This window comes from Leeuwenhoekiella aequorea, from assembly GCF_004104375.1.
In the GTDB taxonomy this organism is placed as follows: Bacteria; Bacteroidota; Bacteroidia; order Flavobacteriales; family Flavobacteriaceae; genus Leeuwenhoekiella; species Leeuwenhoekiella aequorea.
The window spans coordinates 248,074-273,366 of record NZ_QOVM01000003.1; the positions used below are offsets into that span (position 1 = coordinate 248,074).

Sequence of the window (25,293 nt, forward strand, 5' to 3'; positions counted from 1 at the left end):
CTATAATTTTTAAATTTCTTTAAATGAAAAATATTGTCATACTCCTAATAGCAGGCCTAAGTATGCAGAGTTTTTATGCTCAAAATATTGCAGACGCAGTTAGATATAGCTCACAAGATATAACCGGCACAGCTCGTTATCGCGGTGCCAGTGGTGCATTTGGAGCTCTAGGCGGAGATGTTTCAGCTATTAATAATAACCCTGCGGGTTCTGCTATTTTCAATAGGAGTTTTATTTCTTTATCACTCTCGTCTGGAAATTACGATAATCAAACCTATTACAATGATGGTATAACAGTGTCTGATGAAACAGACATTGATTTAAACCAATTTGGTGGAGTGTTTGTTTCCCACAGAGGAGGAGCATTAAGAAAATTTGCCTTTAGCTTTAATTATGATCGCTCTACTGATTTTGACAATGGCTACGTTGCGGTAGGAAATAGCGGTAATTCTATTGGAGAATACTTTTCGGGTTACGCACAAGGAGTACCTTTAAATCTTCTTGAATTAAGAGATGATGAGAGTGTCTCTAGCCTTTATCAATTTTTAGGCGAAAATGAAAGCTTCGGAGCACAGCAAGCACTATTAGGTTATCAAGGTTATTTTATAAATCCAGATTCTGACGATTTAAATAATACCAGCTATACAAATGCTCAAAATGGTAATTCTTTTGACCAAGAATATCAGTATTTAAGTTCGGGAAATAATAGCAGATTTACGTTTAACGCAGCCGCCCAGGTTTCTAAAAATTTATATTTAGGAATAAACTTAAATGCCCATAGTTTCAAATTTAGGAAAGAGACTATCTTTTTTGAAAATGCGCAAAGCGCTGCAAATGCAGTTTCAAGTTCTCGTTTTAATAATGAATTACGATCGTATGGTACTGGAGCCTCCCTTCAATTAGGAGGTATTTATCACATGTCGCCCAATTTAAGACTCGGAGCAACTTATGATACTCCTACTTATTACACAATTTCTGAGGAAACAGAACAATATCTTTCTACAGAAGGAGCAAATGGAAATGTAGTTCTAGCTCCCAATATAACTAATATATATGAAGATTATGATCTGCAAACTCCCGGAAAAGCGACAGGAAGCATTGCTTATATATTTGGCTCAAACGGATTTATAAGTTTTGACTATTCTTATGAAGATTATACTACAATGAAATACAGACCTGATAATGATGTATATTTTCAGCAAGTGAACTCAGATATTGATAACACGTTAAAAGCAACCTCGACCTATAAAGTAGGTGGAGAATTTTTATCGGGTAACTGGAGTTTTAGAGGAGGATACAATTTTAAAGAAAGTCCTTATCAAGATGACTCTATCTTAAGTGATCGCAGCGGCTATACACTTGGTCTTGGATATGCATTAGGTAGCGCTCGCATAGATATTGCCTATGACTGGGCAAAACAAACAAGCAATCCACGTTTATTTGATGGCGCATTTACAAACACTGCATATGTCGATTCTATAAATACAAATATTATAGCAACCCTCTCTTTTCAGCTATAAACAGATATTAAAGTTATTTAAAACCCTCAAGAATTCTTGAGGGTTTTTAGTAATTATCAAGATTAGATTACCATAAAACAGGCTACCTGTTAGCAGCTTTAAATTGTTAAATTAACTATCTTTGCAAGCCTTTAGCCTAAGCAGCGACTAATAGCTTTATGAATATGAATTTTGAAAACGAAGAATTAAAAGCGATTGATGAAGCAGGTGATGATCACCATAGTGCTTCTGCAACTACACCTCTTAGAGAAGACGCTTTTGAAATGAGTGATGCAGAAAAAATTGCATTAATTAAAGAAGATGTAAGTCACATCATGCATACATTAGGTTTAGACTTAACAGACGATAGTCTAAAAGGCACACCTAATCGTGTGGCTAAAATGTTTGTAAATGAGCTATTTGCAGGCTTACACCCTCAGCGAAAACCAAAAGCCTCAACTTTTGAGAATAACTATAAGTATGGTGAAATGCTTGTGGAAAAAAACATCACTGTTTATTCTACTTGTGAGCACCATTTACTACCCATTATAGGGAGAGCTCACGTTGCCTATATCTCAAATGGTACGGTGGTAGGTCTTTCTAAAATGAACCGCATAGTTGATTATTACGCAAAAAGACCACAAGTACAAGAAAGGTTGACTATGCAGATTGTAGAAGAACTACAAATTGCCTTAGGGACTCAAGATGTTGCTTGTGTAATTGATGCAAAACATCTTTGTGTTAATAGTAGAGGAATTCGCGATATCGAAAGCAGCACAGTTACCAGTGAATTTGGAGGAAAATTTAAAGAAGAATCTGTACGCAGAGAATTTCTGGATTATATAAAACTTGATACTACTTTTTAAGTTTCTTGTAATCATTTACATATACAACTATACTTTATGACGTCATTGTATTCTAATCAATCCGTTACCCTTTATAATTCACTATCTGGTGAGAAAGAATTATTCAAACCTATTTTAGAGGGAAATGTGGGAATGTATGTATGTGGTCCTACAGTGTATAGCAATGTACATCTGGGAAATGTACGCACATTTATGTCTTTTGACATGATTTTTAGATACTTAAAGCATTTAGGTTATAAGGTACGATATGTTAGAAATATCACAGATGCCGGTCATTTAACCGATGATGCAGACGAAGGTGAAGACAAAATTTCTAAAAAAGCACGTCTTGAACAAATAGAGCCTATGGAAGTTGTACAGCAGTACACCATAGACTTTCATAATATACTTCAAAAATTTAATTGTCTCCCTCCCAGCATCGAGCCTACTGCTACTGGTCATATTATTGAGCAGATTGAAATTATCAAGGAAATTATTGACAATGGATATGCCTATTCAGAAAATGGATCGGTTTACTTTGATGTACTAAAATTTAATGAAAATCATAATTATGGTAAGCTTAGTGGCAGATTACTAGAAGATATGATTACCAATACGCGTGAACTCACTGCTCAAAGTGAGAAAAAAAATCCACAAGATTTTGCTCTTTGGAAAAAAGCCGAGCAGCAGCACATTATGCGCTGGCCGTCTCCTTGGGGCGATGGTTTCCCGGGATGGCATTTAGAGTGTACTGCAATGAGTACAAAATATCTTGGCGAAAAATTTGATATTCACGGTGGAGGAATGGATTTAAAGTTTCCGCATCACGAATGTGAGATTGCACAATCTGAAGCTTCTAACGGCCAAGATCCTGTGAATTATTGGCTACACGCAAATATGTTGACGCTTAATGGCAAAAAAATGTCTAAAAGCACCGGTAATAATATTTTTCCGGCTGAAATATTTAGTGGTGAGAGTCCGTTTTTAACTAAAGGATATTCCCCAAGTGTAGCACGCTTTTTTATTATGCAAGCGCATTACAGGAGTGTTCTTGACTTTAGCAACGACGCATTATTAGCAAGTGAAAAAGGTTTCAATCGCCTTATGGAAGCTATTAATTTACTCAGTGCTCTTCCTACTTCAGAAAAAAGTTCGATTGATATCAATTCTTGGATTCAATCGTGCTACGATGCTATGAATGACGATTTTAATTCGCCTATATTAATTGCTCAACTTTTTGAAGCGGCGAAATATATTTATCAAATAAAGGATGGCAAAGCCAGTATTACTCAAACGGATTTAGAGAAGTTTCAATCTTCGATACACGCTTTTGTTTTTGATATTCTGGGTTTAGAAGATTTAAATATTGCTGCAGAGTCTAATTCAGATAAACTTAATGGTGCAATAGAATTACTTATACAATTGCGCAAGGAAGCTAGATCAAATAAAGATTTTGCTACAAGTGATCAAATACGTGATCAACTTCTTGAACTTGGAATACAACTTAAGGACGGTAAAGAAGGAACAACATTTACTTTTTCTTAGATCTACTTACGGTGAGAAATTTTGCTAAAAACATATTAATTTTTCCCATAAGAGTTTATCAAAAATTTTTATCTCCTTTATTACCACCGGCCTGCAGATATTCTCCTACTTGTTCCCACTATAGTGTCACGGCTATTGAAAAACACGGAGTTTTTAAAGGGAGCTGGCTGGCAATTAAACGTATTGCAAGTTGCAATCCCTGGGGAGGCTCTGGATATGATCCCGTCCCAGAACCAAAAAAAGCTAACTCACATAATTAATACAAAAATTACTTAGAAGCTTCTTGGCTTTTATATATTTACGCACAAAATTTTTATATATGCTTCCTCTAAAAATGACTTGGAATCCCTCTACCGGCCTTGACTTAGGATTTTTGACAATTCACTATTACAGTTTAATGTTTGTCCTTGCTTTTTCATTGGGCTGGTATTTGATGAAGCGAGTGTACAAATATGAGGGAGTTGAAGAAGAAAAACTTGATCCGTTATTTATATACTCGGTTCTGGCAATTTTATTAGGAGCACGCTTAGGACACGTATTTTTCTATCAAACTGAATTACTTTGGGAAGATCCCCTTTCTGTGTTGCTTCCTTTTAGATTTGTACCTGAAATTGAATATACCGGTTTTCAGGGATTAGCTAGTCACGGAGCCGCTATAGGGATGATCTTTGCAATGTATTTATATAACAAGAAAATTCTTAAGAAAAGTGTTCTTTGGCTTTTAGACAGAGTAATACTTCCTGTTTCTTTGGGAGCTATATTTGTACGTATAGGTAACTTTTTTAATTCTGAAATGGTAGGTAAAATTACCGATTCAAATTTGGGAATAAAATTTGTTCAAGATCAATACAACAAATATGAGGTTCAGCGAATTACCGGAATAGCTGAAGAGCATAAAGCTTTTAGAGCCTTAACAGATGATCCACAGTTTGCAAATTATATTGCAGAAATTCCATTCCGTTTTCCAGGTCAACTTATGGAAGCAACAGGATATATTTTTGTATTCTTAATTCTAATGTTTGTTTACTGGAAAACTAATCTACGCAAAAAGGAAGGACTTATATTTGGTCTATTTCTAGTACTACTATGGACTGTTCGTTTTATAGTAGAATTCTTCAAAAGGGCTCAAGTAGAAGGTAGAGAAAATTGGGTATTTGGATTAAATACGGGTCAAATATTAAGCGTTCCATTTATACTAATTGGTATTTTCTTAATAGTACGCGGTCTAAATCAAAAGCAAAACCCTCAATATTAAGATTATGAAAGTCTATAAATTCTTATATATTTTATCTTTTCTATGCATCTTTTATTCGTGCAAAGAAGAAAGTAACTCAGAAGGAGAATCGCTAGATCAGGCTCCTATTACTTTCACTAAAGAAGGGGAGTTAAAAATAATTAAGAATGATAGTACTATTATAGATCTCGATATAGAATTTGCTGAGACAGAATATGAGACATCGACAGGTTTGATGTACAGAGAATCTATGGAAGGCAACCAAGCAATGCTTTTTATATTTGATGATGAGCGCCCTCATAATTTTTATATGAAGAATACGTACATACCTCTAGACTTATTCTTTATCACAAAAGAGAAATCTATTGCAACAATTATAGAAAATGCGATGCCTCTTGATGAATCTAACTTACCTTCTCAAGTCCCTGTGACTTATGTTCTGGAAACAAACGCAGGATTTGCAAAATTGTATAATATTAAAGAGGGAGATTCAATAAGCTGGACTCGTAACTAAATGGATTATCAAAAAGTTCTAGATGAAATAAGTGCTGAAATAGGATTAATTGAAGGCTCTGGAAAAGTCGCCACCTATATTCCTGAACTCGGAAATGTACAACCTGATAAGTTTGGAATTTATCTTCAGTGTACAGATGGTCAGGGTTACTCTGTGGGTGATGCATTAGAGGCATTTTCTATACAAAGTATATCAAAGGTACTTAGCCTTTCATTGGCTCTAAAGTTAATCGGAAATCATATGTGGACACGCATAGGTGTTGAACCTTCAGGAGATCCTTTTAATTCACTCGTACAGCTCGAATATGAAAAGGGAATTCCTCGCAATCCATTTATAAATGCCGGAGCGCTTGTTGTTGCAGATATTTTGATTTCTGAACTTAAAAATCCGAAAGTAGATTTTTTGCAATACGTTAGAGACCTTGCAGAAGATCAAACTATTCAATACAATACCAAAGTTGCCGAATCTGAGATGGAACATAAATTCCGCAATGCGTCTTTGACACATTTAATGAAAGATTTTGGCAATATAAAGAATGATGTAAATGAGGTTCTTGATTTCTATTTTCATCAATGCTCAATTGCTATGAATTGCAAGCAACTAGCGCAAACCTTCACCATATTTCTAAACTACGGGAAATATGATCTCAGTGCAGAAGCAGCTATTCTAGATCCTACTTTAGCAAAACGTATTAATGCTCTTATGCTCACTTGTGGGTTTTATGATGAGTCTGGCGAATTTGCATTTAGCGTAGGTTTACCGGGTAAAAGTGGCGTAGGCGGAGGCATTGTAGCCTTACACCCTAAATACTACAGCATCGCAGTCTGGAGTCCGCCATTAAATTCAAAAGGGAATTCAGAATTAGGTCTTAAAGCTCTTGAGCTTCTCACTACAAAAACGGAACAATCTGTATTTTAACTTTCCTCCAATTGTGAATTAAAGTTAGAATCAAAAAAAAAAGAGCCGATAGTTTTAAAACTATCGACTCTTTTTTTGATTAAGTTTAGGAGTTAAGCCACCGGCTCTTCCTCAACTTCCACTTCTTGCTTTAATGCTTTCTTCTGAATAGTATCATACATAACTGGAGTAGCAATAAAAATCGACGAATAAGTACCTACAACCACACCTACAATCAATGCAAACATGAAGCCCATAATACTAGCTCCTCCAAATATGAAGATCGCAAGTAATACGATTAATGTAGTCATCGAGGTATTTAACGTACGGCTTATAGTACTGTTGATTGCCTGATTTATTATAAGATCCATTTTACGTGTAGGACCATATTCCTTCATAAACTCTCTAATACGGTCAAATACTACCACCGTATCATTCAGCGAGTATCCAATTACCGTAAGAATCGCTGCGATAAATGACTGATCAACTTCCATGTTAAATGGCATAAACTTATAAGTTAAAGAGAATATACCAAGTACAATTAATACATCATGGAATACTGCAGCAACAGCTCCCAATGAGAACTGCCATCTTCTAAAACGTAGAAGAATATATAAGAATACAACTACTAAAGAACCTAAAACTGCCCAGAATGAATCTTTTTTAATATCATCTGCAATGGTAGGACCAACTTTGTTGTATTCAAGAATACCTATTTTAGCCTCACTAGACCCACCTTTTACAAATTGTGAATAAGTAAGATCTGATGGTAAATAACTACCTAATGCAGTAAATAATTTCTGCTGAATATCATCATCAACTTCTGATGCTTCTTCATTAATTCTATACTTAGTAGTAATTTTTAATTGGTTTGATTCACCGTAGGTTTTAGCTTGTGCGCTTTCTAATTCGGCTACTAATTTACTTTCTACTTCACTCGCATTTACTGGTTGCTCAAATCGCACCGTATAATTGCGACCACCTACAAAATCTACACCTTGATCTAAACCATTTGTAAATAAAGAAATTAAACTAACAATAATAAGAATACCACTTATCACGTAAGCAATTTTTCGCTTTGCTAGGAAATCCTTATTAAAGTTTGTAAATAAGTTACGTGTTGCAGCAGTAGAAAACATTAGTGATTTTCCATTTTTACCGTAACCATCTATGAACAGGCGTGTAACAAAAATCGCTGTAAATAAAGATGTAGCAATACCTATCATTAAGGTAGTTGCAAAACCTTGAATAGGTCCTGTACCAAATAAGAATAAAATTAATGCAGTAAGGAATGTTGTGATGTTTGCATCAAGAATAGAAGATAGTGCATTACTAAAACCATCCTTAATAGCATCTTTCTGAGATTTACCTTTAGCAAGCTCTTCTTTAATACGCTCAAAAATAAGCACGTTTGCATCTACAGACATACCTATAGTAAGTACAATACCTGCAATTCCAGGTAATGTAAGAACAGCACCTAAACCAGCTAATATTCCGAAGATAAATAGAATGTTAACTGCCAGTGCAATATCTGCAAATAGACCTGCTTTACCATAATAGAATACCATCCATAGAAGAACAAGTACTAATGCCAATACAAATGATATTAAACCGCTATTAATCGCTTCCTGACCTAGTGAAGGACCAACAACATCATAAGATATAATTTTTGCTGAAGCAGGTAATTTACCGGCCTTAAGTACGTTTGCTAAATCCTGAGCTTGAGTTACTGTAAAACTACCTGAAATCTCTGTAGCACCACCTGTAATTTCTGCTTTAGCAGTTGCCGCAGAATAAACAACGTCATCTAGGACAATCGCAATTGCACTACCTTCATTAGCAACTTCTCCTGTTAACTTTGCCCATTTACCAGGACCTTGACCTTCAAAATCAATCCCTACAGATGGCAATCCTGATTGTGTGTATTGTTGACGTGAATCCTGAACAACATCACCATCCATTGCCGGAGTTCCACTTCTATCTGACTGTAAAGCATATAAACCTACAACGCTCGATTCTTCTTCTGCAGTACCCCATCTAAATTTTGCATAACGCAAATCTTGTGGACGCAGTCTTACGATCTCGGGCTTTGATAGGTAGCTGTTAATGGTAGCTGTATCTTTTGCTTGCGCATAACCAATTACAGCAGCCTGACCATATTGCTGAATAGCAGGATTAAAACTAAACAGTTCAAATAATGGATTATTTTGACTTCCAGTGCTTACTGAATCATCTTCACTTGCCAATAATTCTTCAATTGAATCATCTTTAGTTTCCGTAGAATCTGCTGTAGTTTCCTCAACCTCTTCCGAAGTTGCAGGAGCTACAAGATCTTTAAGAACCGTGTTTACTTCAAATAAGTAAGGTGCAACATTTGCTGCATAATGTGTTTTATAAAACTCTAATTGTGCAGTACTTTCTAATTGAAACTTTACGCGCTCAATATCTGTAGCACCAGGTAATTCTATAAGTATTCTTGATTGATTATCTAAACGCTGAATATTAGGTTGAGTAACACCAAATTTATCAATACGATTACGCAGTACTTCAAAAGCTGACTTGATCGACTCATCAACCTCTTTCTTTATTACCGGCTCAACATCTGCATTACTCATATTGAAGTTTACCTTCTCACCTAGAGTAGTATTTGCAAATATATCTGGAGATGCTAATTTGTTATCTCCCGGCAACGCTTCAAAAGCATCAAAAAAGTCTTCTAAAAAGCTATTTTGACTATCCTTTTGTGCTTCTGCCGCTTGATCTAATGCTTGATTAAAAGCAGGATCAGTGCTATTATTACTTAAACCTCTTAAGATATCTGCTACAGAAATCTCAAGAATAGCATTCATACCTCCTTTAAGATCCAAACCTTTGTTTAGTTCTTTTGCTTTTGCATCGTTATAGGTAATACCTAATGCGATAGGATTGTTTCCTACAGAATCTAAATAACGGCGCTCAACTTCCCCCCGTCTATCTACATAATCTTCTACAGTATTAGATACTTGACGCTCTGCGTAAGCCGAAGCTTCATCTTCTGCCTTATTTGTAAAATACGTAAATGAAAGCTGGTACAAACTTACCAACCCAAATAAAATCGCAAATACTCGTATGAGTCCTTTATTCTGCATTATCCTATAAATATTTATTAATTCTACCCGAACTTTTTTCGGGCAATTTTTTAAAACGTGCAAATATAGGGTTTCAATGCAGAAATGCCAATAAATATATTTTAGATTCCTTTAACTTTTAGTTATTAAAATATAAAGAATAACGAATAATCAATCACCTGATTTTTAGAATTTTAAACAAATAATTATCGTTATGAAATTATGCGGCACATTTCATTACACGTAATGTACGCTCTCAAACTCTACTTTTTAGCTCTCAAAAAGATTTTCAAACTCCTGAGCCTAACACCTTAATTTATAGAATAAATGATTCAGTTTTTAAATTTAAATACTACTGCTCCTGTTTAGCTATAAACAAAAAAAGCCACCTGGTTAGGTGGCTTTCTATTTAAACTTTAAAGCTGTTTAAAATTCTAATAATCCATTAGTCTTACGTACAGCATCTGCACTCTCCTGGAGTTTTGCTTTTTCAGCATCACTCAATTCTATAGTCACAATTTTCTCAATACCATTTTTCCCTAAAAGTACAGGAACACCTATACATATATCTTCAAGACCATATTCACCATCCAACATTACAGAACAAGGGAACATTTTCTTTTGATCACAAGCGATAGCCTGTACCATTCCCGATACTGCTGCTCCTGGAGCATACCAAGCTGATGTACCTAATAATTTTGTAAGTGTAGCGCCTCCTACCTTTGTATCTTCAAGCACTTGATCTAAACGTTCTTCAGCTAAAAATTCTGAAGCTAAAACACTGTTACGAGTTGCTAATCGTGTAAGTGGAATCATACCAGTATCACTATGTCCACCTATTACCATACCATCTACATCAGAAATAGGACACTCTAATGCTTCAGCAAGACGGTATTTAAAACGTGCGCTATCAAGAGCACCACCCATTCCTATAATTTGATTTTTAGGAAGTCCTGTTGCTTTATGAACTAAATAGGCCATAGTATCCATAGGGTTACTAACTACTATAATTATAACATTTGGAGAATGCTTAATTAAATTAGTCGCAACATCTTTTACAATACCTGCATTTATTCCTATTAATTCTTCTCTTGTCATACCTGGTTTACGAGGTATTCCACTAGTAATTACCGCAACATCACTATTTGCAGTTTTAGAATAATCGCCAGTGGTACCTGTTATGCGGGTATCAAAAGCATTTAATGAAGCAGTTTGCATTAAATCCATTGCTTTTCCTTCAGCAAATCCTTCTTTAATATCTAAAAGAACTACATCTGAGGCAAAATTTTTCATTGCAATATATTCGGCACAACTTGCACCTACTGCTCCTGCTCCTACTACGGTAACTTTCATTCTATTTTATTTAAGTGAATAATTATTGATCGAACACAACCCTTAAAATTACACGTTAACGATTGCGCATTTCAAAAATACAATTTCTCAAAGAGTATAATAGCAACTAAGGTTTTAAAATTGACCCAAATAACAATGACTTTCATCTCTGAAAGTCATTGTTATAATTAATGATTCTTTTTTTACCTAAAACTAAATGCGATACCCGCAGTTATATTGCTATATTCTTGAACGGTATAATCTGCAAAGATCTTAAAAAATGCCAGATTCAAACGAGCACCCAATGAAGCTCTTACACTAGATGGGGTGTAAGATAGATTGATAGGATCAACGATTGTCGCATTATTAGTTGCACTACCATTAGTTGCATATTCATACGTACCTAAGACATTTAATTCAGACTTACCACCAGTAAATCCTAGACCTCCATAAACCGTTACAATAGGAAAATCTAAAGATGCTATACCCTGAACTGTATAGGAGTTTAATTTAAATTCTGCAGCTTGATTAGAACCATCTATACTTGATTCAGACTGAATATCATAATCTACATTCATAGTAGTAAATGCTCCTAACACTGAGATATTTAAAGGCAACCTATCTAAAGGGCCAAAATATTGCATAATATTATGTTTAAACCCAGCACCAAATAGCTTACCCTTAACGTGATCACTACCAACTTCAGGTACAAATCGCACCATAAGATCTGTGCTTTTAAACACACCTAAACTTGCTTGAATTGCCGGAGCCGGTACTGCATTTATAGGTAAATCGTCTTTCACCCCTTCCGGCATTGTAAAAGTGACATTTCCTTCGCTTGTATTAAATGTAATTTCAGACGGCGTTCCGTTACCTGCTACCGTAGGTGTAACATCTGAACTAGCTGTATAATTATTTTGAAAGTCAAGTTGACTCAACAATAAGATCTCTTTTTCTGAAGGTACAATTGCACCATTAAAACCTATTGTAATATCAAAACCTAATTGTTTATGTGTTTTTGCAGTATGATACCATCCACCAGACATACTATATACAAGTCCCTCCATCGCTGGTGCAATATATGCTCCCATAAGGGTGTTAGAGTCTGCGGCCCCTGCTTTTACAATTGATTCAAATCCGTCATCCTGGCTATACCCCGTAAAAGCGCAAAATGCGATTGAAAAAGTTAGTATTATTTTTTTCATTTTTTGATTGATTTGGTTCTTCTCAAAAATAGTAAAACGACTGTTAATCAAAACTTAATACATAAAAAAAAGCCTGCTTTAGTAAAAGCAGGCAAAATTATAATTTTAAGAGTAGAATGATTTACACATCAATATTTGCATAAATCGCATTTTTCTCAATAAATTCTCTCCTTGGCGGAACCTCATCTCCCATTAACATAGAAAATATACGATCTGCTTCTGTACCGTTATCAATTGTAACTTGGCGCAAAGTTCTAAATTCTGGATTCATAGTAGTATCCCACAATTGCTCTGCATTCATCTCTCCAAGACCCTTGTAACGCTGTATGCCTGCACTACCACCCATTGCATCATTGTACTCATCACGCTCCTTCTCAGACCATGCGTAACGCATTTTTTTACCTTTTTTCACAAGATATAACGGCGGAGTAGCAATATAAACGTGCCCACCCTCAACCAGTTCTCTCATATATCTAAAGAAAAAAGTAAGAATCAAAGTTGCAATATGGCTACCATCGACATCGGCATCACACATAATAACAATTTTATGATAACGCAGTTTTGACAAATTTAAAGCCTTGCTATCTTCTTCTGTACCTATCGTTACACCTAGCGCTGTAAAAATATTTTTGATCTCTTCATTCTCAAAAACCTTATGTTGCATCGCTTTCTCAACATTCAATATTTTACCACGCAGGGGTAAAATTGCTTGAAAATTACGATCACGCCCCATTTTTGCAGTACCACCTGCCGAATCTCCCTCGACAAGAAACACTTCACAAGCAGCAGGATCAGTTTCTGAACAGTCAGCTAATTTTCCAGGTAGACCACCTATACTCATAACAGTTTTACGCTGTACCATTTCACGCGCTTTCTTAGCGGCGTGACGAGCCTGAGCTGCAAGAATTACCTTCTGAACAATAGTTTTTGCATCGTCTGGATGCTCTTCAAGATAGATTTCAAGCATTTCTGAAACTGCTTGAGATACCGCTGAAGTCACTTCTCGGTTACCTAATTTTGTCTTTGTCTGACCCTCAAATTGTGGCTCTGCAACTTTTACAGAAATAATTGCTGTAAGACCTTCTCTAAAATCGTCTCCGGCAATATCAAACTTCAATTTGTCTAGCAATCCAGAAGCATCTGCATATTTCTTTAAAGAAGTAGTTAATCCTCGTCTAAAACCAGCTAAATGTGTACCACCCTCGTGAGTATTGATATTATTTACATATGAATGCAAATTTTCTGCATAGCTATCGTTATAAATCATAGCTACCTCAACAGGAATATCATTTTTCTCACCTTCCATTGAGATCACATGACCGATTATAGGCTGACGATTACCATCCATAAAACGCACAAACTCTTTCAAACCTTCTTCAGAATGAAAAGTTTCTACATCATATTCACCTTTGTCATTTTTACGACGCTTATCGATTAGCGTAATGGTAATCCCCTTATTTAAATAAGAAAGTTCACGCATACGACTAGCCAGCGTATCGTAATTAAATTCTATTGTTTGCTGAAATATCGTTGGATCTGGAAGAAATGTTACAGCTGTACCTCTATCTGTTGTATCTCCTATAGCTTTGACAGGGTACATCGCTTTCCCCTTCTCATATTCCTGTTCCCAGATTTTCCCATCTCGATAAACAGTCGCACGCAAATGATCTGAAAGAGCATTAACACAACTTACACCTACTCCGTGAAGACCTCCTGAAACTTTATAAGAATCCTTATCAAATTTACCTCCGGCACCTATTTTAGTCATTACAACCTGTAAGGCAGAGACTCCCTCTTTCTTATGGAGGTCAACAGGTATCCCCCGCCCATTATCTTTAACAGATATTGAGTTATTTTCATTTATAACAACATCTATGGCGTCACAGTGACCTGCCATAGCTTCATCTATCGAGTTGTCAACAACCTCATAAACCAAGTGGTGCAAACCACGCACTCCTACATCTCCAATATACATTGAGGGACGCATACGCACGTGCTCCATTCCCTCTAGCGCCTGAATGCTGTCTGCCGAATATTGCTTCTTATTGGCTTCTTCGCTCATATAAATTTATTTAATTAAGTGTTCTGTTTATTCTTAAAGCGGAAACTATGTGCTTTATAATTTTATTGCTCAAAATCAAAAAATAACCCGTAATAAGTCGTGTTTTTTGATAGCTAACAAATATAAAAAATCGCATCCCTATATATAGACAAAAGCCACGCCAAAGACGTTAAGTTATCAACAAAATGTGAAAAAAAGCCCAATAATAAGTTATTCCTAGATCTCAACTTAATTAAGAAAAAAAAAGCCGCTTTCTCATCGAGAAAGCGGCACAAAAAGTAAAACCTCAACTGTTAAGCCAGTTGTTTTTTAATATAAGCATCAGAATGAACATTAGCAACTGCACGTCCCGATGGGTCATTCATATTTTTAAATGCTTCATCCCACTCCAAAGCAATCTTGGTACTGCAGGCAACCGAAGCTTCCTGAGGAACTGACCAAGCTGCTGCGTCACTTGGGAAGTGATCTGTAAAAATACTTCTGTAATAGTATTCCTCTTTGTTTGTAGGTGTTTGAATAGGAAATTTATATTTCGCATTTGCAAGTTGCTCGTCAGACACCTTCTCATTAACCACCTCTTTAAGTGTATCTATCCAGCTGTAACCCACCCCGTCAGAAAATTGCTCTTTTTGTCTCCATGCAACGCTCTCTGGTAAATAAGATTCAAAAGCTTTACGAAGCACCCATTTTTCCATACGCTCACCATTAATCATTTTGTCTTGTGGGTTAATTCGCATAGCTACATCCATAAATTCTTTATCTAAGAATGGAACACGACCTTCAATTCCCCAAGCTGCTAGTGATTTATTCGCTCTTAGGCAGTCATACATATGCAGCTTACCTAATTTTCGCACAGTCTCTTCGTGAAATTCCTGAGCATTAGGCGCCTTATGAAAATATAAATATCCTCCAAAAACCTCATCTGCACCTTCGCCCGAAAGCACCATCTTAACACCCATTGATTTTATTACACGGGCCATAAGATACATCGGCGTAGATGCTCTAATCGTCGTAATATCATAAGTCTCTAAATTATAGATTACATCTTTTATTGCATCAAGACCTTCCTGTATAGTAAATTTTATTTCGTGATGTACAGTACCTATATGATCTGCAACTTTCTGAGCTGCTGCTAGATCTGGCGAACCTTCCAAACCTACAGAGAAGGAATGTAGTCTGGGCCACCAAGCACCGTCTGTATCACCAGATTCGATACGTTTTTCTGCATATTTTTTAGCGACAGCAGAGGTGATCGAAGAATCTAATCCTCCCGAAAGTAAAACTCCATAAGGCACGTCAGACATAAGTTGACGATGCACAGCTGCTTCAAGAGCATCTCTTAATTTTTCTATGCTTGTTTCATTCTCTTTTACTGCTTCATACTCCATCCAATCGCGCTTATACCACTGTCGCAATTCGCCATCAGCACTATACAAATAATGACCCGGAGGAAACAATTTAATTTTAGTACAAGTACCTTCTAATGCTTTAAGTTCTGAAGCTACGTAAAAAGTACCGTGCTCATCCCAACCCATATATAGTGGAATAATACCCATATGATCACGAGCTATAAAATACTCGTCCTTCTCTACATCGTATAATGAAAATGCAAAAATACCATTCAGCTCATCTAGAAAATCAGGTCCTTTTTCTTGATATAATGCAAGTATTACCTCACAATCTGATTCGGTTTGAAAGTTATAACTCCCCTCAAACTGCTTACGCAATTTCTGATGATTATAAATTTCGCCATTCGCTGCTAGTACAAGTTTACCATCGGGACTCAATAGCGGCTGCTTACCAGAAGCAGGATCAACTATAGATAAACGCTCATGAGCTAATATTGCATTTTCGTCTGCATAAACTCCATTCCAATCTGGACCACGATGACGTATTTTTTTTGACATCTCTAGCAACTGAGGTCTTAAGACTTCAGATGATTGCTTTAATTCATAGGCACATACTATCCCGCACATAATCGTATTGTTTTAATTTGATAGCTCAAAGATGCCTATTCAATTCTAATTCACAAACACAAAACTATATTATGCTTACATACATTAACTTTAATAGTTGATAAACTATTAATATGTAATTGTATTTTACTGAAAATTGCATTTAAAGTTAAAAATAGAAGTCTCACTTCTTTTAATAAACCATTAACAAACCTAATCTTATACCCATTGTACATTTGTGAGAATATATAAATCCAACATAAATAAAATTTTTAATGAAATCTCTTATAATTAGCAGCTTCCTGCTTACCTTTTTAGTAATGGGCAATTCACTTAATGCTCAAAAATTTAGTGAGTTAGATAAAAGTCCGTTAGACATCGCAATGTTTAGAGGGCAAGATAAAGCACCGCGTGTACGGGTTATTTATAGCAGACCGCAACGTAAAGGTCGTGATGTTTTTGCTGCTAAAGACGGAATACAGAAGTACGGAGAAATATGGCGAACCGGTGCTAATGAATCAACAGAAATAAAATTTTATAAAGATATGATGCTTGGAGATAAAAAAGTAACTGCAGGCACCTATACGTTGTTTACAATACCAGGAGAAAAAGAATGGACAGTAATATTAAATAAGGATCTTGACACTTGGGGAGCCTATGGCTACAAACCAGAACGCGATTTATTACGTATTACTACACCAGCCCGCAAAACTGCGGCGCCTATCGAGTCTTTTTCAATCTCATTTCAACCTACTGAAGCAGGATCTGATATGTTTTTAGGATGGGATGACTCTTATATACAAGTACCCGTAGAAGAAGTGGAATAATAGTATATATATACAGATTACAAAAGGCTTTCATAAACTGAAAGCCTTTTGTAATTAGGGTATATTTAAATATTTATGAGTCTGCAGACTTATTTTCCATTTAGGATTAGCCATTACATAATCAACAATGAGCGGTGTCATTTTATCTCTTACACTCCATTCTGACTGCAAGTATAATTCGCAGTCTTCGTTAATCATTGCTGCATGTTCTTCAGCAAAGGCAAAATCAGATTTATTAAAAATAATCACTTTAAGTTCGTGCGCTTCTTTATATATACGTGGTTTCGGAAGCATTCGCTTTTTTGGAGACAAACAGATCCAATCCCATTCTCCACTCAGCTCATAAGCTCCAGACGTTTCAATATGAACTTTTAAACCTTCAGCTTTAAGCAAACTGGTAAGATGTCGCATATCCCACATAAGTGGCTCTCCACCTGTTATTACAATCGTTTTACTATATTTTACAGCATTTGCAACAATCGCAGTTGCTTCTGTAGGTGGATGAATTGCAGCATCCCAGCTTTCTTTTACATCACACCAGTGACATCCTACATCACAACCACCTACACGTATAAAATATGCAGGCGTCCCAGTATGCGCTCCTTCACCTTGAATCGTATAAAATTCTTCCATCAGCGGAAGTAATTCTCCCAGCTTTACCCGGTTTGCTGTTGCTTCTTTTGTCATAAGCTGCAAAGATACGCCTCAATAAAATCGTTGCCAAAGCTTGACTGTCTTATTTTAATGTGCAAACAACTCAAAAATTAGAAGCTATTTTTATACATCTACACATCTCCTATTTCTTGTATTAATCCTTATTTTTAGCCAAATTTCAATTTATGGATACTGAAGCTTTTAGAGAGCATATCGTCACAGGCAATACGTTTAAAGGCGAATACATCACTGTAGGAGGCGCAATGCTTAATGGTCAAACCATTACAGATGCACATATTAAAATTCCTTTGCGTACTTTAAATCGACATGGCCTTATTGCAGGAGCAACTGGTACCGGTAAGACAAAGACCTTGCAGATTCTTGCAGAAAATCTTTCAGAAAAAGGTATTCCGGTTCTATTGATGGATATGAAAGGTGATTTAAGCGGGATTGCCAAAGCAGGTTCTAATCATCCTAAAATTAATGAACGACATCAAAAAATAGGCTTACCCTATACACCTAAAGATTTTCCAGTAGAATTACTTACGATTTCTGAGCAGAATGGCGTTCGGTTAAGAGCTACTGTAAGTGAGTTTGGACCTGTACTTTTTTCACGTATAATTGATGCATCTAATGCGCAATCAGGGATAATTGCAATTCTATTTAAATATTGTGACGACAAAAGTTTACCTCTATTAGACCTGAAAGATTTTAAAAAGGTTCTTCAATATGCTACAGATGAAGGCAAAGAAGAAATTCAAGATTTATACGGTAGAATTTCTACTGCTTCGGCAGGTGCCATATTGCGTAAGATTGTTCAACTAGAACAGCAAGGAGGAGACATCTTTTTTGGAGAGAAATCTTTTGAAGTTGATGATTTGCTGAAACTCGATGAGACCGGAAGAGGAAAAATTAATGTTATACGGCTTACAGATATTCAAGATCGTCCCCAACTTTTCTCAACTTTTATGTTGAGTTTACTTGCAGAGATTTATAGCACTTTTCCTGAGCGAGGAGATAGTGAACGTCCTGAACTTGTAATTTTTATTGATGAAGCTCATTTGATTTTTAGAGAAGCTTCTAAAGCGCTACATAGCCAAATTGAAAGTATTGTAAAACTAATACGCAGTAAAGGAGTTGGTCTTTATTTTGTTACTCAAAACCCCACCGATGTTCCAGAAGGTGTTTTAAGTCAGTTAGGCTTAAAAATACAACATGCGCTTCGGGCATTTACGGCTAAAGATCGTAAAGCTATTAAGCTTACTGCAGAGAACTATCCCGATTCTGAATATTACGATACTAAAGAAGTTTTAACTTCATTGGGAACCGGTGAAGCATTAGTTTCTGCTCTTGACGAGAAGGGGCGACCTACTCCACTCGCCGCAACAATGATGCGTGCACCTATGTCCCGGATGGATATTTTGACAAATCAAGAACTAGACGATCTCTACAAAAAATCTGTTTTGGCTCCAAAATATAATAACTCAATAGATCGAGAAAGTGCGTACGAAATGTTAACAGCAAAAATAAAAAAAGCTGAAAGTGAGGAGGTAAAAGAAAAAGCTAAAGAAGAGCGTGCAACAGTTAAAAGAAGCACACGTACTTCATCAAAAAGTAGCGCAACTGAAAAAGCAATCCTAAAGGTTCTTACTAGTGCCACTGTTATACGTGGTGTATTAGGTATCTTGGGAAAAATGATTAAATAACAACCTAACATTTAAATAATATATGAAACGTTTATTACTCTTAACTCTTATCGCAAATCTTGTTCTGGTATCGTGTGATTCAGACAAACCTTATGAAGTAACCCCAGATAGCGTGGGACCACTTACAAAGAATACAACTCTAGATGAACTCAAAACAATTTTTGAAAATGACAGTGTTGTAGATCAAAACTCAGGATTAAGCGAAGAGCTGAATGTAAATGCTATTGAAATTTATGAAAAAGGAGGTGCTCAATTATTAAGCTTGATGCCGGTAAAAGACAGCCAACCAAAAACTATAAGAACTGTACAAATATTTGATGAACGGTATACAACGCAAGAAGGCATTAATTTAAACAGTACGTTTAAAGATATATCTGATGCTTATGAGATATCGCGTATAGAAACTTTGATAAGCAGTGTAGTGGTATTTGTAGATGAGATAAATGCTTACTTTACCATCGACAGAAAAGAACTTGCCGGTGAATTACGCTTTGATATGGATGCCAAAGTATCTCAAGCAGAAATTCCCGATTCTGCAAAAATTAAATATTTTATGATTGGCTGGTAATAACCAATTAAAATAGACAAATGAAAAAAGAGCGTTATCTGGTACAAAAAAATCCTTTTGTAGTACCTACCACAGATGGTAAATATATAGGTGAGCATTTTGGTAATGCCAGCGATGGTAATACGGAAATAAGCATTGCTCATATGATTGCACCAGCAAATTGGAGCGAACCTTTTCAAACTCCAGAATTTGATGAGTACACCTTTATAATTTCAGGCAAGAAGATGTTTAAAATAGATGATGAAAGCATACTACTTGAGGCAGGTCAATCTATTAAAATAATTGCCGGTACACGCGTGCAATACAGTAATCCGTTTTCAGAACCTTGCACCTATCTATCAATCTGTAAACCAGCTTTTCACTTTAAAAAGGTTCACAGAGAAGAAGCATAGCTTTTTTATTAATATTTACTAATTCTTAGCTAAAGGAGCGTTAATCATTTATAGATCTAGTAATCATTCTATTAATTTTGATTCATAACTTAGATTATTTATTATGATTAAGATTTTAGCATTAGTAATGGTGATAGGAGGAGCAATTGCACTTGTGGTAGGAGTTCTAGGTATATTTGGAAGTTTAAGCACGGGTTTAAGTCCCTGGGCAATGGCTATATTAGGAGGAGTTTTCTTTTTATCTGGTATATCGTTACTAAAATATAGAAAAGACACCGATGTGATTGATACCGAAAACAAACGTTAGAAATCTCATAACCCGTATATTTGACCCTCTATTAAAGAGGGTTTTTTTATGAATAAATATTTAGTAAAAATGCTTCCTAAAATATTAGGAAACTACGTTAATACATTAGCAATTATTAGTCCTCAAGCTGCTGCTAAAAAGGCTTTTAAAATATTTAGTAAACCTAGACGCGGCAAAATAGGACCTCATCATGAAGGTTTTTTAAAACCTAATCTCGAGCCTGCAATAGAAATAAATAATCTAAAAATACAACCTTATAAATGGGAAGGCGGGGAGAAAACTATTTTACTTGTGCATGGTTGGGAAAGTCATTCGCATCGTTGGAAAGAAATGATAGGCAGACTTAAGGGTGAGAATTATACCATAATAGCTTTTGACGCTCCTGCCCACGGTTACAGCACGGGTAAATACTTATATGTTCCTATTTATCACGAAGTATTAAGTGAAGTTCTAGTGCGCTATCAACCCGATTATATGATAGGACACTCAATAGGCGCTATGACCGTTTTATTCAATCAGTCACAAACAGACACCTATAAACCTGAAAAGCTTGTTGTTCTAGGTGCTCCAGATCGATTAGATAGTATTCTTATTGATTATCAGCGAATTTTAAAACTGAATGACCGCGTTATGCAAGCGCTGGAAAATTACTTTCAAAAACGCTTTAACTTTAAGACTGCAGATTTTTCATCTTCGGTGTTCGCGAAAAATATTAAAACTCCGGCATTAATAATTCACGATAAGGATGATACTATCACTCCATTTTCAGGATCAAAATCTATTCACGCGACCTATAAAAATTCAGAATTTATAGAAACTAAAGGACTTAATCACTCACTTTATGACCCTAAAGTTAATGATCAAATTGTTGACTTTTTAAAACGCTAATCTTCATCGCAAACGCTTTACATTTACAATTATGGAAGAACCTATTAAAACAAGAATAAACAAATACCTCAGTGAGGTAGGTTTTTGTTCAAGACGTGAAGCAGATAAACTTATAGATGCCGGCCGTATAACGGTAAATGGTAGTGTTCCTGAGATGGGTACAAAAGTGAGTGCCGCTGATGAGATACGTGTAAATGGTAAACTGGTAGGTGAGAAACAAGATGCTCCTGTATATTTGATTTTTAATAAACCGGTAGGCATTGTTTGCACAACAGATACTCGCGTAGAAAAAGACAATATAATTGATTATATAAACTACCCTACACGTATTTTCCCTATAGGCAGATTAGATAAAGCTAGTGAAGGTCTTATATTCTTAACTAACGATGGGGATATCGTAAATAAAATTTTACGTGCACGTAATAATCACGATAAAGAATATATTGTTGAAGTAGATAAACCTGTTACCGCTTCATTTGTAAATAGTATGGCCGGCGGAGTTCCTATCCTTGATACCATTACGCGTAAGTGTGAAGTTACACAACTGGGAAAAAATAGATTCAAAATTATACTGACTCAAGGATTAAACAGACAGATTCGTCGTATGTGTGAGCACCTTGGTTATAATGTAACTCGGTTAAAAAGAGTGCGTATTATGAACATACATCTTGATGTAGGTGTAGGTAAGTATAGAGAATTTACTAAAACAGAACTCAGTGATTTAAATGAGCTACTCATTAATAGCTCTAAAGAATACATCGCAGGAGATGGCACTACTCCCAAGCCTAGTGGTCCCAGACGACGCATACAGTAAACCGCTGCTGCTAAAAATTAAACCTGTGTTAAGTATGCCTGCCAAATGAGATTTTCGACCTAATTTTAAATGAATCTTCAAAAACTCAAATTATGGCAGAAAAAATTCCATCTGTTAAAAATGAAAAACAGTACGAAGCATTACGAGATCAAGGTTACAGTAAAGAAAAATCTGCTCGCATAGCAAATACATCAAATTCTGGCGAGAAAGGTGGCAAATCTGAAAAATATGAAGAGCGTACCAAGAAAGATCTTTATGAGCAAGCTAAGAAAGTAGGCATTGATGGCAGATCTAAAATGAATAAGAAAGAACTCATCGAAGCGCTTCGAAATAACTAACCTTAAATACGACCCATAATGCCTTCTCCATTTCACTTAGCAATCCCTGTAGATGATGTACAAAAAGCCCGCTTATTTTATCGAGATGTTCTCGAACTTTCAGAAGGACGTAGTACTGATGAATGGGTTGATTTTGACTTCTTTGGACATCAATTAGTAATTCATTACAAACCTAAAGAACAGACAGGTGCTTCACACCATAACGAAGTTGATGGCAAGCATGTTCCAGTTCCTCATTTTGGAGTAGTATTAGACTGGAAGGTATTTGAAAAATTTGCTGACCAACTCAAAAACAAAAATATTTCATTTGCTATTGAACCTTATATACGCTTTGAAGGTCAAGTAGGTGAGCAAGCCACTATGTTTTTTTATGATCCATGTGGTAATGCTCTAGAATTTAAAAGCTTTAAAGATATGTCTCAACTTTTTGCAAAATGAATAAACTAAAACCAGAACTGGTAAGGCAGCTTTTTTTAATTCTGCTTATTCTATTTTTATTTGTGCTTATAATTGAGGAGATGACTCCTTATTTATCTGGTGTACTAGGAGCAATTACCCTTTACGTTTTAATGCGTAAACCGGTAAAAAAACTAATTAAACGTGGCTGGAAAAAGGGGCTTGCGGCCGGTCTTGCTATGCTAGCATCATTTATAATTATCCTTGTTCCCATAGGTCTAACTGTTTTAATGCTTACTAACAAAATAGGTAAAGCAGTAAAAAATTCTGAACGTGTAATTCAAGCCGTTAAAGATCAAGTAGGAGTTTGGGAAGATGATTTAGGTTATAAAGCAAGTGATTCTATTGACACGAACTCAATCACAACCTGGGTTTCGACTAATCTTCAAAATTTTGCCGGCGGGACATTCAATGTTTTTATAGCAATAGGTATTATGTATTTTATGCTATACTATATGCTTATTAACCGGAAAGAACTTAGGCACTCTTTATATGCATTTATACCGCTTGCTAAGCCTAATATAGAACGTATAGGAGAAGAATGCGTAGCTATGGTAAAAAGCAATGCTTTAGGAATTCCACTTGTTGCTCTGGCACAGGGAATTGTCGCTTTAATAGGCTTTTTAATTTTTGGTGTACCCGATCCTTTTTTCTGGTTTGTTATTACTGCGATAGGTAGTATGATTCCTTTTGTAGGGACGTTATTAGGGATTGTTCCTGTTGTTATACTTATGATTGCGAGTGGAGATAATCTTCAAGCTGTGGGCATCGCTATTTATGGTATTGTGGTGGTAGGTTCTACAGATAATATTATTCGATTATATGTTTTAGAGCGATTAGCAAATGTTCACCCACTTGTAACACTTATTGGTGTTATTGTAGGTGTACCGTTATTTGGTTTTATAGGATTAATTTTTGGTCCGCTTCTTATAAGTTTGTTCCTGCTAATTGTTAAAATTTACAAACAGGAATATGGAGATTCTGAAAGCGATATTGATGATGATGAGCTGATTATACAATCTTCGGAAGTTTAAAATTAATTAAACTGAGTTTCACTTTTCAATACTGAAGCTTAAAGTATATTTTATCCAAGTTATAAAGCAAAGTCAACTATCAATAAAATATAGTTGACTTTGCTTTATAATTTAATGTCATTCTACCTCGGTATATTCTTACTAGCATCAAAATTACTAGATGTGAAAAATTCTAACCGCAAATATATTTTCTGTATTCTCTTACTTCTTTTTATGCTTTTTCAATAAATTGCCTCTTCAAATTGCAAACAGCTTAAAAAGCATATAGCTTTTTAAACGATTTTATAATTAAGCATACAAATACATATGGAAATTCTGGGAGTTGATGTTGGAGGATCTGGGATAAAAGGTGTCCCTGTAGATCTCGAACAAGAAAAATACTTAGGCGATAGATTTAGACTAGATACTCCCTTCCCTCGTGAACCTATAGCGATGGTAAATACAATCGCTGAGGTTGTAAAATACTGGGACTGGAAAGGTGTGGTAGGTGTAGGGTTTCCTACGGTAATTCATAAAGGGAAAGCACTAGAACACGGAAATCTTGATAAGTCGTGGCTAGGTTTACAAGTTGATGATATGATCTCGCAGAAAATAGGATTACCTGTGAATGTCATCAATGATGCAGATGCAGCCGGTCTTGCAGAAATGGAGTTTGGAGTTGGGAAAGGTGTTAAAGGTCTTGTTATAACAGTAACTATAGGAACTGGAATAGGAAGTGGAGTTTTCTTCAATGGCGAACTTATTCCTAATTTTGAATTGGGTCAAATGCAGTATAAAAAGAATACCACAATTGAAAAGTTTTCGTCTCGTCGGGTACGCTTAGACAACGGAATGAGCTTCAAAAAATGGGGCAAACGTTTCAATAAATTTATTCAGTTAGTAAGTCAGATAAGTCAGCCCGAACTTATTATCATTGGTGGTGGAGCCAGTAAAAATCTTGATGAGTATATAAAATATCTTAAAACAGATATTCCTATAATGGCAGCCCATACGAGAAATCACGCCGGTATTATAGGTGCTGCTCTTGGCGCCAGACATTTATTAAAGTAGAAAATATTTAAGCATAAAAAAGAGGTCAAAATTGACCTCTTTTTTATGCTTAAAACTTCAGAAC

At 35.7% G+C, this 25,293-nt stretch carries 24 protein-coding genes; 18 read left to right on the plus strand and 6 right to left on the minus strand.

Annotated features, from left to right (window positions below; all coding sequences use genetic code 11):
- Nucleotides 1-23 precede the first annotated feature (23 nt).
- The 7 genes from DSM00_RS08495 (at nucleotide 24) to DSM00_RS08525 (ending at nucleotide 6,555) form a co-directional block, all read left to right on the plus strand.
- The gene (locus tag DSM00_RS08495) at nucleotides 24-1,520 is read left to right on the plus strand and encodes an OmpP1/FadL family transporter (RefSeq protein ID WP_128757610.1); all 1,497 of its coding nucleotides are present in this window, start codon (nucleotides 24-26) and stop codon (nucleotides 1,518-1,520) included.
- 164 nt (nucleotides 1,521-1,684) lie between these two features.
- Nucleotides 1,685-2,365 carry a GTP cyclohydrolase I FolE gene (gene folE / locus DSM00_RS08500; protein ID WP_128757611.1) on the plus strand — a complete coding sequence of 227 codons (681 nt, stop codon included), beginning with the start codon at nucleotides 1,685-1,687 and terminating at the stop codon, nucleotides 2,363-2,365.
- A gap of 36 nt (nucleotides 2,366-2,401) precedes the next feature.
- Nucleotides 2,402-3,889: a cysteine--tRNA ligase gene (gene cysS / locus DSM00_RS08505; protein WP_128757612.1), complete on the plus strand. Its 1,488-nt coding sequence runs from the start codon at nucleotides 2,402-2,404 to the stop codon at nucleotides 3,887-3,889.
- A gap of 11 nt (nucleotides 3,890-3,900) precedes the next feature.
- Nucleotides 3,901-4,149, plus strand: a complete 249-nt coding sequence (gene yidD, locus DSM00_RS08510) for a membrane protein insertion efficiency factor YidD (protein WP_128757613.1) — start codon at nucleotides 3,901-3,903, stop codon at nucleotides 4,147-4,149.
- Between the two features lie 59 nt (nucleotides 4,150-4,208).
- The gene (lgt, locus tag DSM00_RS08515) at nucleotides 4,209-5,144 is read left to right on the plus strand and encodes a prolipoprotein diacylglyceryl transferase (RefSeq protein ID WP_128757614.1); all 936 of its coding nucleotides are present in this window, start codon (nucleotides 4,209-4,211) and stop codon (nucleotides 5,142-5,144) included.
- A 4-nt stretch (nucleotides 5,145-5,148) separates the two neighbouring features.
- Complete coding sequence (locus DSM00_RS08520) at nucleotides 5,149-5,637, plus strand: DUF192 domain-containing protein (RefSeq protein WP_128757615.1); 489 nt, start codon at nucleotides 5,149-5,151, stop codon at nucleotides 5,635-5,637.
- Complete coding sequence (locus tag DSM00_RS08525) at nucleotides 5,638-6,555, plus strand: glutaminase (RefSeq protein ID WP_128757616.1); 918 nt, start codon at nucleotides 5,638-5,640, stop codon at nucleotides 6,553-6,555.
- A 92-nt stretch (nucleotides 6,556-6,647) separates the two neighbouring features.
- Here DSM00_RS08525 and secDF read toward each other — a convergent pair whose 3' ends face one another.
- The 5 genes from secDF to asnB form a co-directional block, all read right to left on the minus strand.
- Nucleotides 6,648-9,662 (minus strand): protein translocase subunit SecDF, encoded by a 3,015-nt coding sequence (gene secDF, locus DSM00_RS08530; protein ID WP_128757617.1) that lies wholly within the window; start codon nucleotides 9,660-9,662, stop codon nucleotides 6,648-6,650.
- Nucleotides 9,663-10,067: 405 nt separating this feature from the next.
- On the minus strand, nucleotides 10,068-10,994 hold the full coding sequence (mdh, locus tag DSM00_RS08535) for a malate dehydrogenase (RefSeq protein ID WP_128757618.1): 927 nt from the start codon (nucleotides 10,992-10,994) through the stop codon (nucleotides 10,068-10,070).
- 182 nt (nucleotides 10,995-11,176) lie between these two features.
- Nucleotides 11,177-12,178, minus strand: coding sequence for a DUF6588 family protein (locus tag DSM00_RS08540; RefSeq protein ID WP_128757619.1), 1,002 nt, complete (start codon nucleotides 12,176-12,178; stop codon nucleotides 11,177-11,179).
- 121 nt (nucleotides 12,179-12,299) lie between these two features.
- Nucleotides 12,300-14,240 carry a DNA topoisomerase (ATP-hydrolyzing) subunit B gene (gene gyrB, locus DSM00_RS08545; RefSeq protein ID WP_128757620.1) on the minus strand — a complete coding sequence of 647 codons (1,941 nt, stop codon included), beginning with the start codon at nucleotides 14,238-14,240 and terminating at the stop codon, nucleotides 12,300-12,302.
- A gap of 293 nt (nucleotides 14,241-14,533) precedes the next feature.
- Nucleotides 14,534-16,216, minus strand: a complete 1,683-nt coding sequence (asnB, locus tag DSM00_RS08550) for an asparagine synthase B (RefSeq protein ID WP_128757621.1) — start codon at nucleotides 16,214-16,216, stop codon at nucleotides 14,534-14,536.
- Between the two features lie 254 nt (nucleotides 16,217-16,470).
- On the opposite strand from asnB, the gene DSM00_RS08555 reads away from it, so the two are divergent.
- Nucleotides 16,471-17,022: a DUF2911 domain-containing protein gene (locus DSM00_RS08555; RefSeq protein WP_128757622.1), complete on the plus strand. Its 552-nt coding sequence runs from the start codon at nucleotides 16,471-16,473 to the stop codon at nucleotides 17,020-17,022.
- A 54-nt stretch (nucleotides 17,023-17,076) separates the two neighbouring features.
- Here the strand turns inward: DSM00_RS08555 and DSM00_RS08560 are convergent, their stop codons facing one another.
- On the minus strand, nucleotides 17,077-17,709 hold the full coding sequence (locus DSM00_RS08560; RefSeq protein ID WP_128757623.1) for a 7-carboxy-7-deazaguanine synthase QueE: 633 nt from the start codon (nucleotides 17,707-17,709) through the stop codon (nucleotides 17,077-17,079).
- A gap of 152 nt (nucleotides 17,710-17,861) precedes the next feature.
- Between DSM00_RS08560 and DSM00_RS08565 the strand changes: the two genes are divergently transcribed.
- The 10 genes from DSM00_RS08565 to ppgK all read left to right on the plus strand — a co-directional run bounded on the left by DSM00_RS08565 (nucleotide 17,862) and on the right by ppgK (nucleotide 25,229).
- Nucleotides 17,862-19,382, plus strand: coding sequence for a helicase HerA-like domain-containing protein (locus DSM00_RS08565; protein ID WP_128757624.1), 1,521 nt, complete (start codon nucleotides 17,862-17,864; stop codon nucleotides 19,380-19,382).
- Nucleotides 19,383-19,404: 22 nt separating this feature from the next.
- The gene (locus DSM00_RS08570; RefSeq protein ID WP_128757625.1) at nucleotides 19,405-19,950 is read left to right on the plus strand and encodes a hypothetical protein; all 546 of its coding nucleotides are present in this window, start codon (nucleotides 19,405-19,407) and stop codon (nucleotides 19,948-19,950) included.
- A gap of 20 nt (nucleotides 19,951-19,970) precedes the next feature.
- Entirely contained in the window at nucleotides 19,971-20,342 is a 372-nt protein-coding gene (locus tag DSM00_RS08575; protein WP_128757626.1) for a cupin domain-containing protein, read from the plus strand.
- Between the two features lie 103 nt (nucleotides 20,343-20,445).
- Complete coding sequence (locus tag DSM00_RS08580; protein ID WP_128757627.1) at nucleotides 20,446-20,649, plus strand: hypothetical protein; 204 nt, start codon at nucleotides 20,446-20,448, stop codon at nucleotides 20,647-20,649.
- Nucleotides 20,650-20,697: 48 nt separating this feature from the next.
- Nucleotides 20,698-21,537, plus strand: a complete 840-nt coding sequence (locus DSM00_RS08585; protein WP_128757628.1) for an alpha/beta hydrolase — start codon at nucleotides 20,698-20,700, stop codon at nucleotides 21,535-21,537.
- 31 nt (nucleotides 21,538-21,568) lie between these two features.
- Nucleotides 21,569-22,351, plus strand: a complete 783-nt coding sequence (rluF, locus tag DSM00_RS08590) for a 23S rRNA pseudouridine(2604) synthase RluF (RefSeq protein ID WP_128757629.1) — start codon at nucleotides 21,569-21,571, stop codon at nucleotides 22,349-22,351.
- 92 nt (nucleotides 22,352-22,443) lie between these two features.
- Complete coding sequence (locus tag DSM00_RS08595; protein ID WP_128757630.1) at nucleotides 22,444-22,689, plus strand: Rho termination factor N-terminal domain-containing protein; 246 nt, start codon at nucleotides 22,444-22,446, stop codon at nucleotides 22,687-22,689.
- Between the two features lie 18 nt (nucleotides 22,690-22,707).
- Nucleotides 22,708-23,127: a VOC family protein gene (locus tag DSM00_RS08600; protein ID WP_128757631.1), complete on the plus strand. Its 420-nt coding sequence runs from the start codon at nucleotides 22,708-22,710 to the stop codon at nucleotides 23,125-23,127.
- On the plus strand, nucleotides 23,124-24,179 hold the full coding sequence (locus DSM00_RS08605; protein WP_128757632.1) for an AI-2E family transporter: 1,056 nt from the start codon (nucleotides 23,124-23,126) through the stop codon (nucleotides 24,177-24,179). The genes DSM00_RS08600 and DSM00_RS08605 overlap by 4 nt, the downstream gene beginning before the upstream one ends.
- Before the next feature lie 306 nt (nucleotides 24,180-24,485).
- On the plus strand, nucleotides 24,486-25,229 hold the full coding sequence (ppgK, locus tag DSM00_RS08610) for a polyphosphate--glucose phosphotransferase (protein ID WP_128757633.1): 744 nt from the start codon (nucleotides 24,486-24,488) through the stop codon (nucleotides 25,227-25,229).
- Nucleotides 25,230-25,293 lie beyond the last annotated feature (64 nt).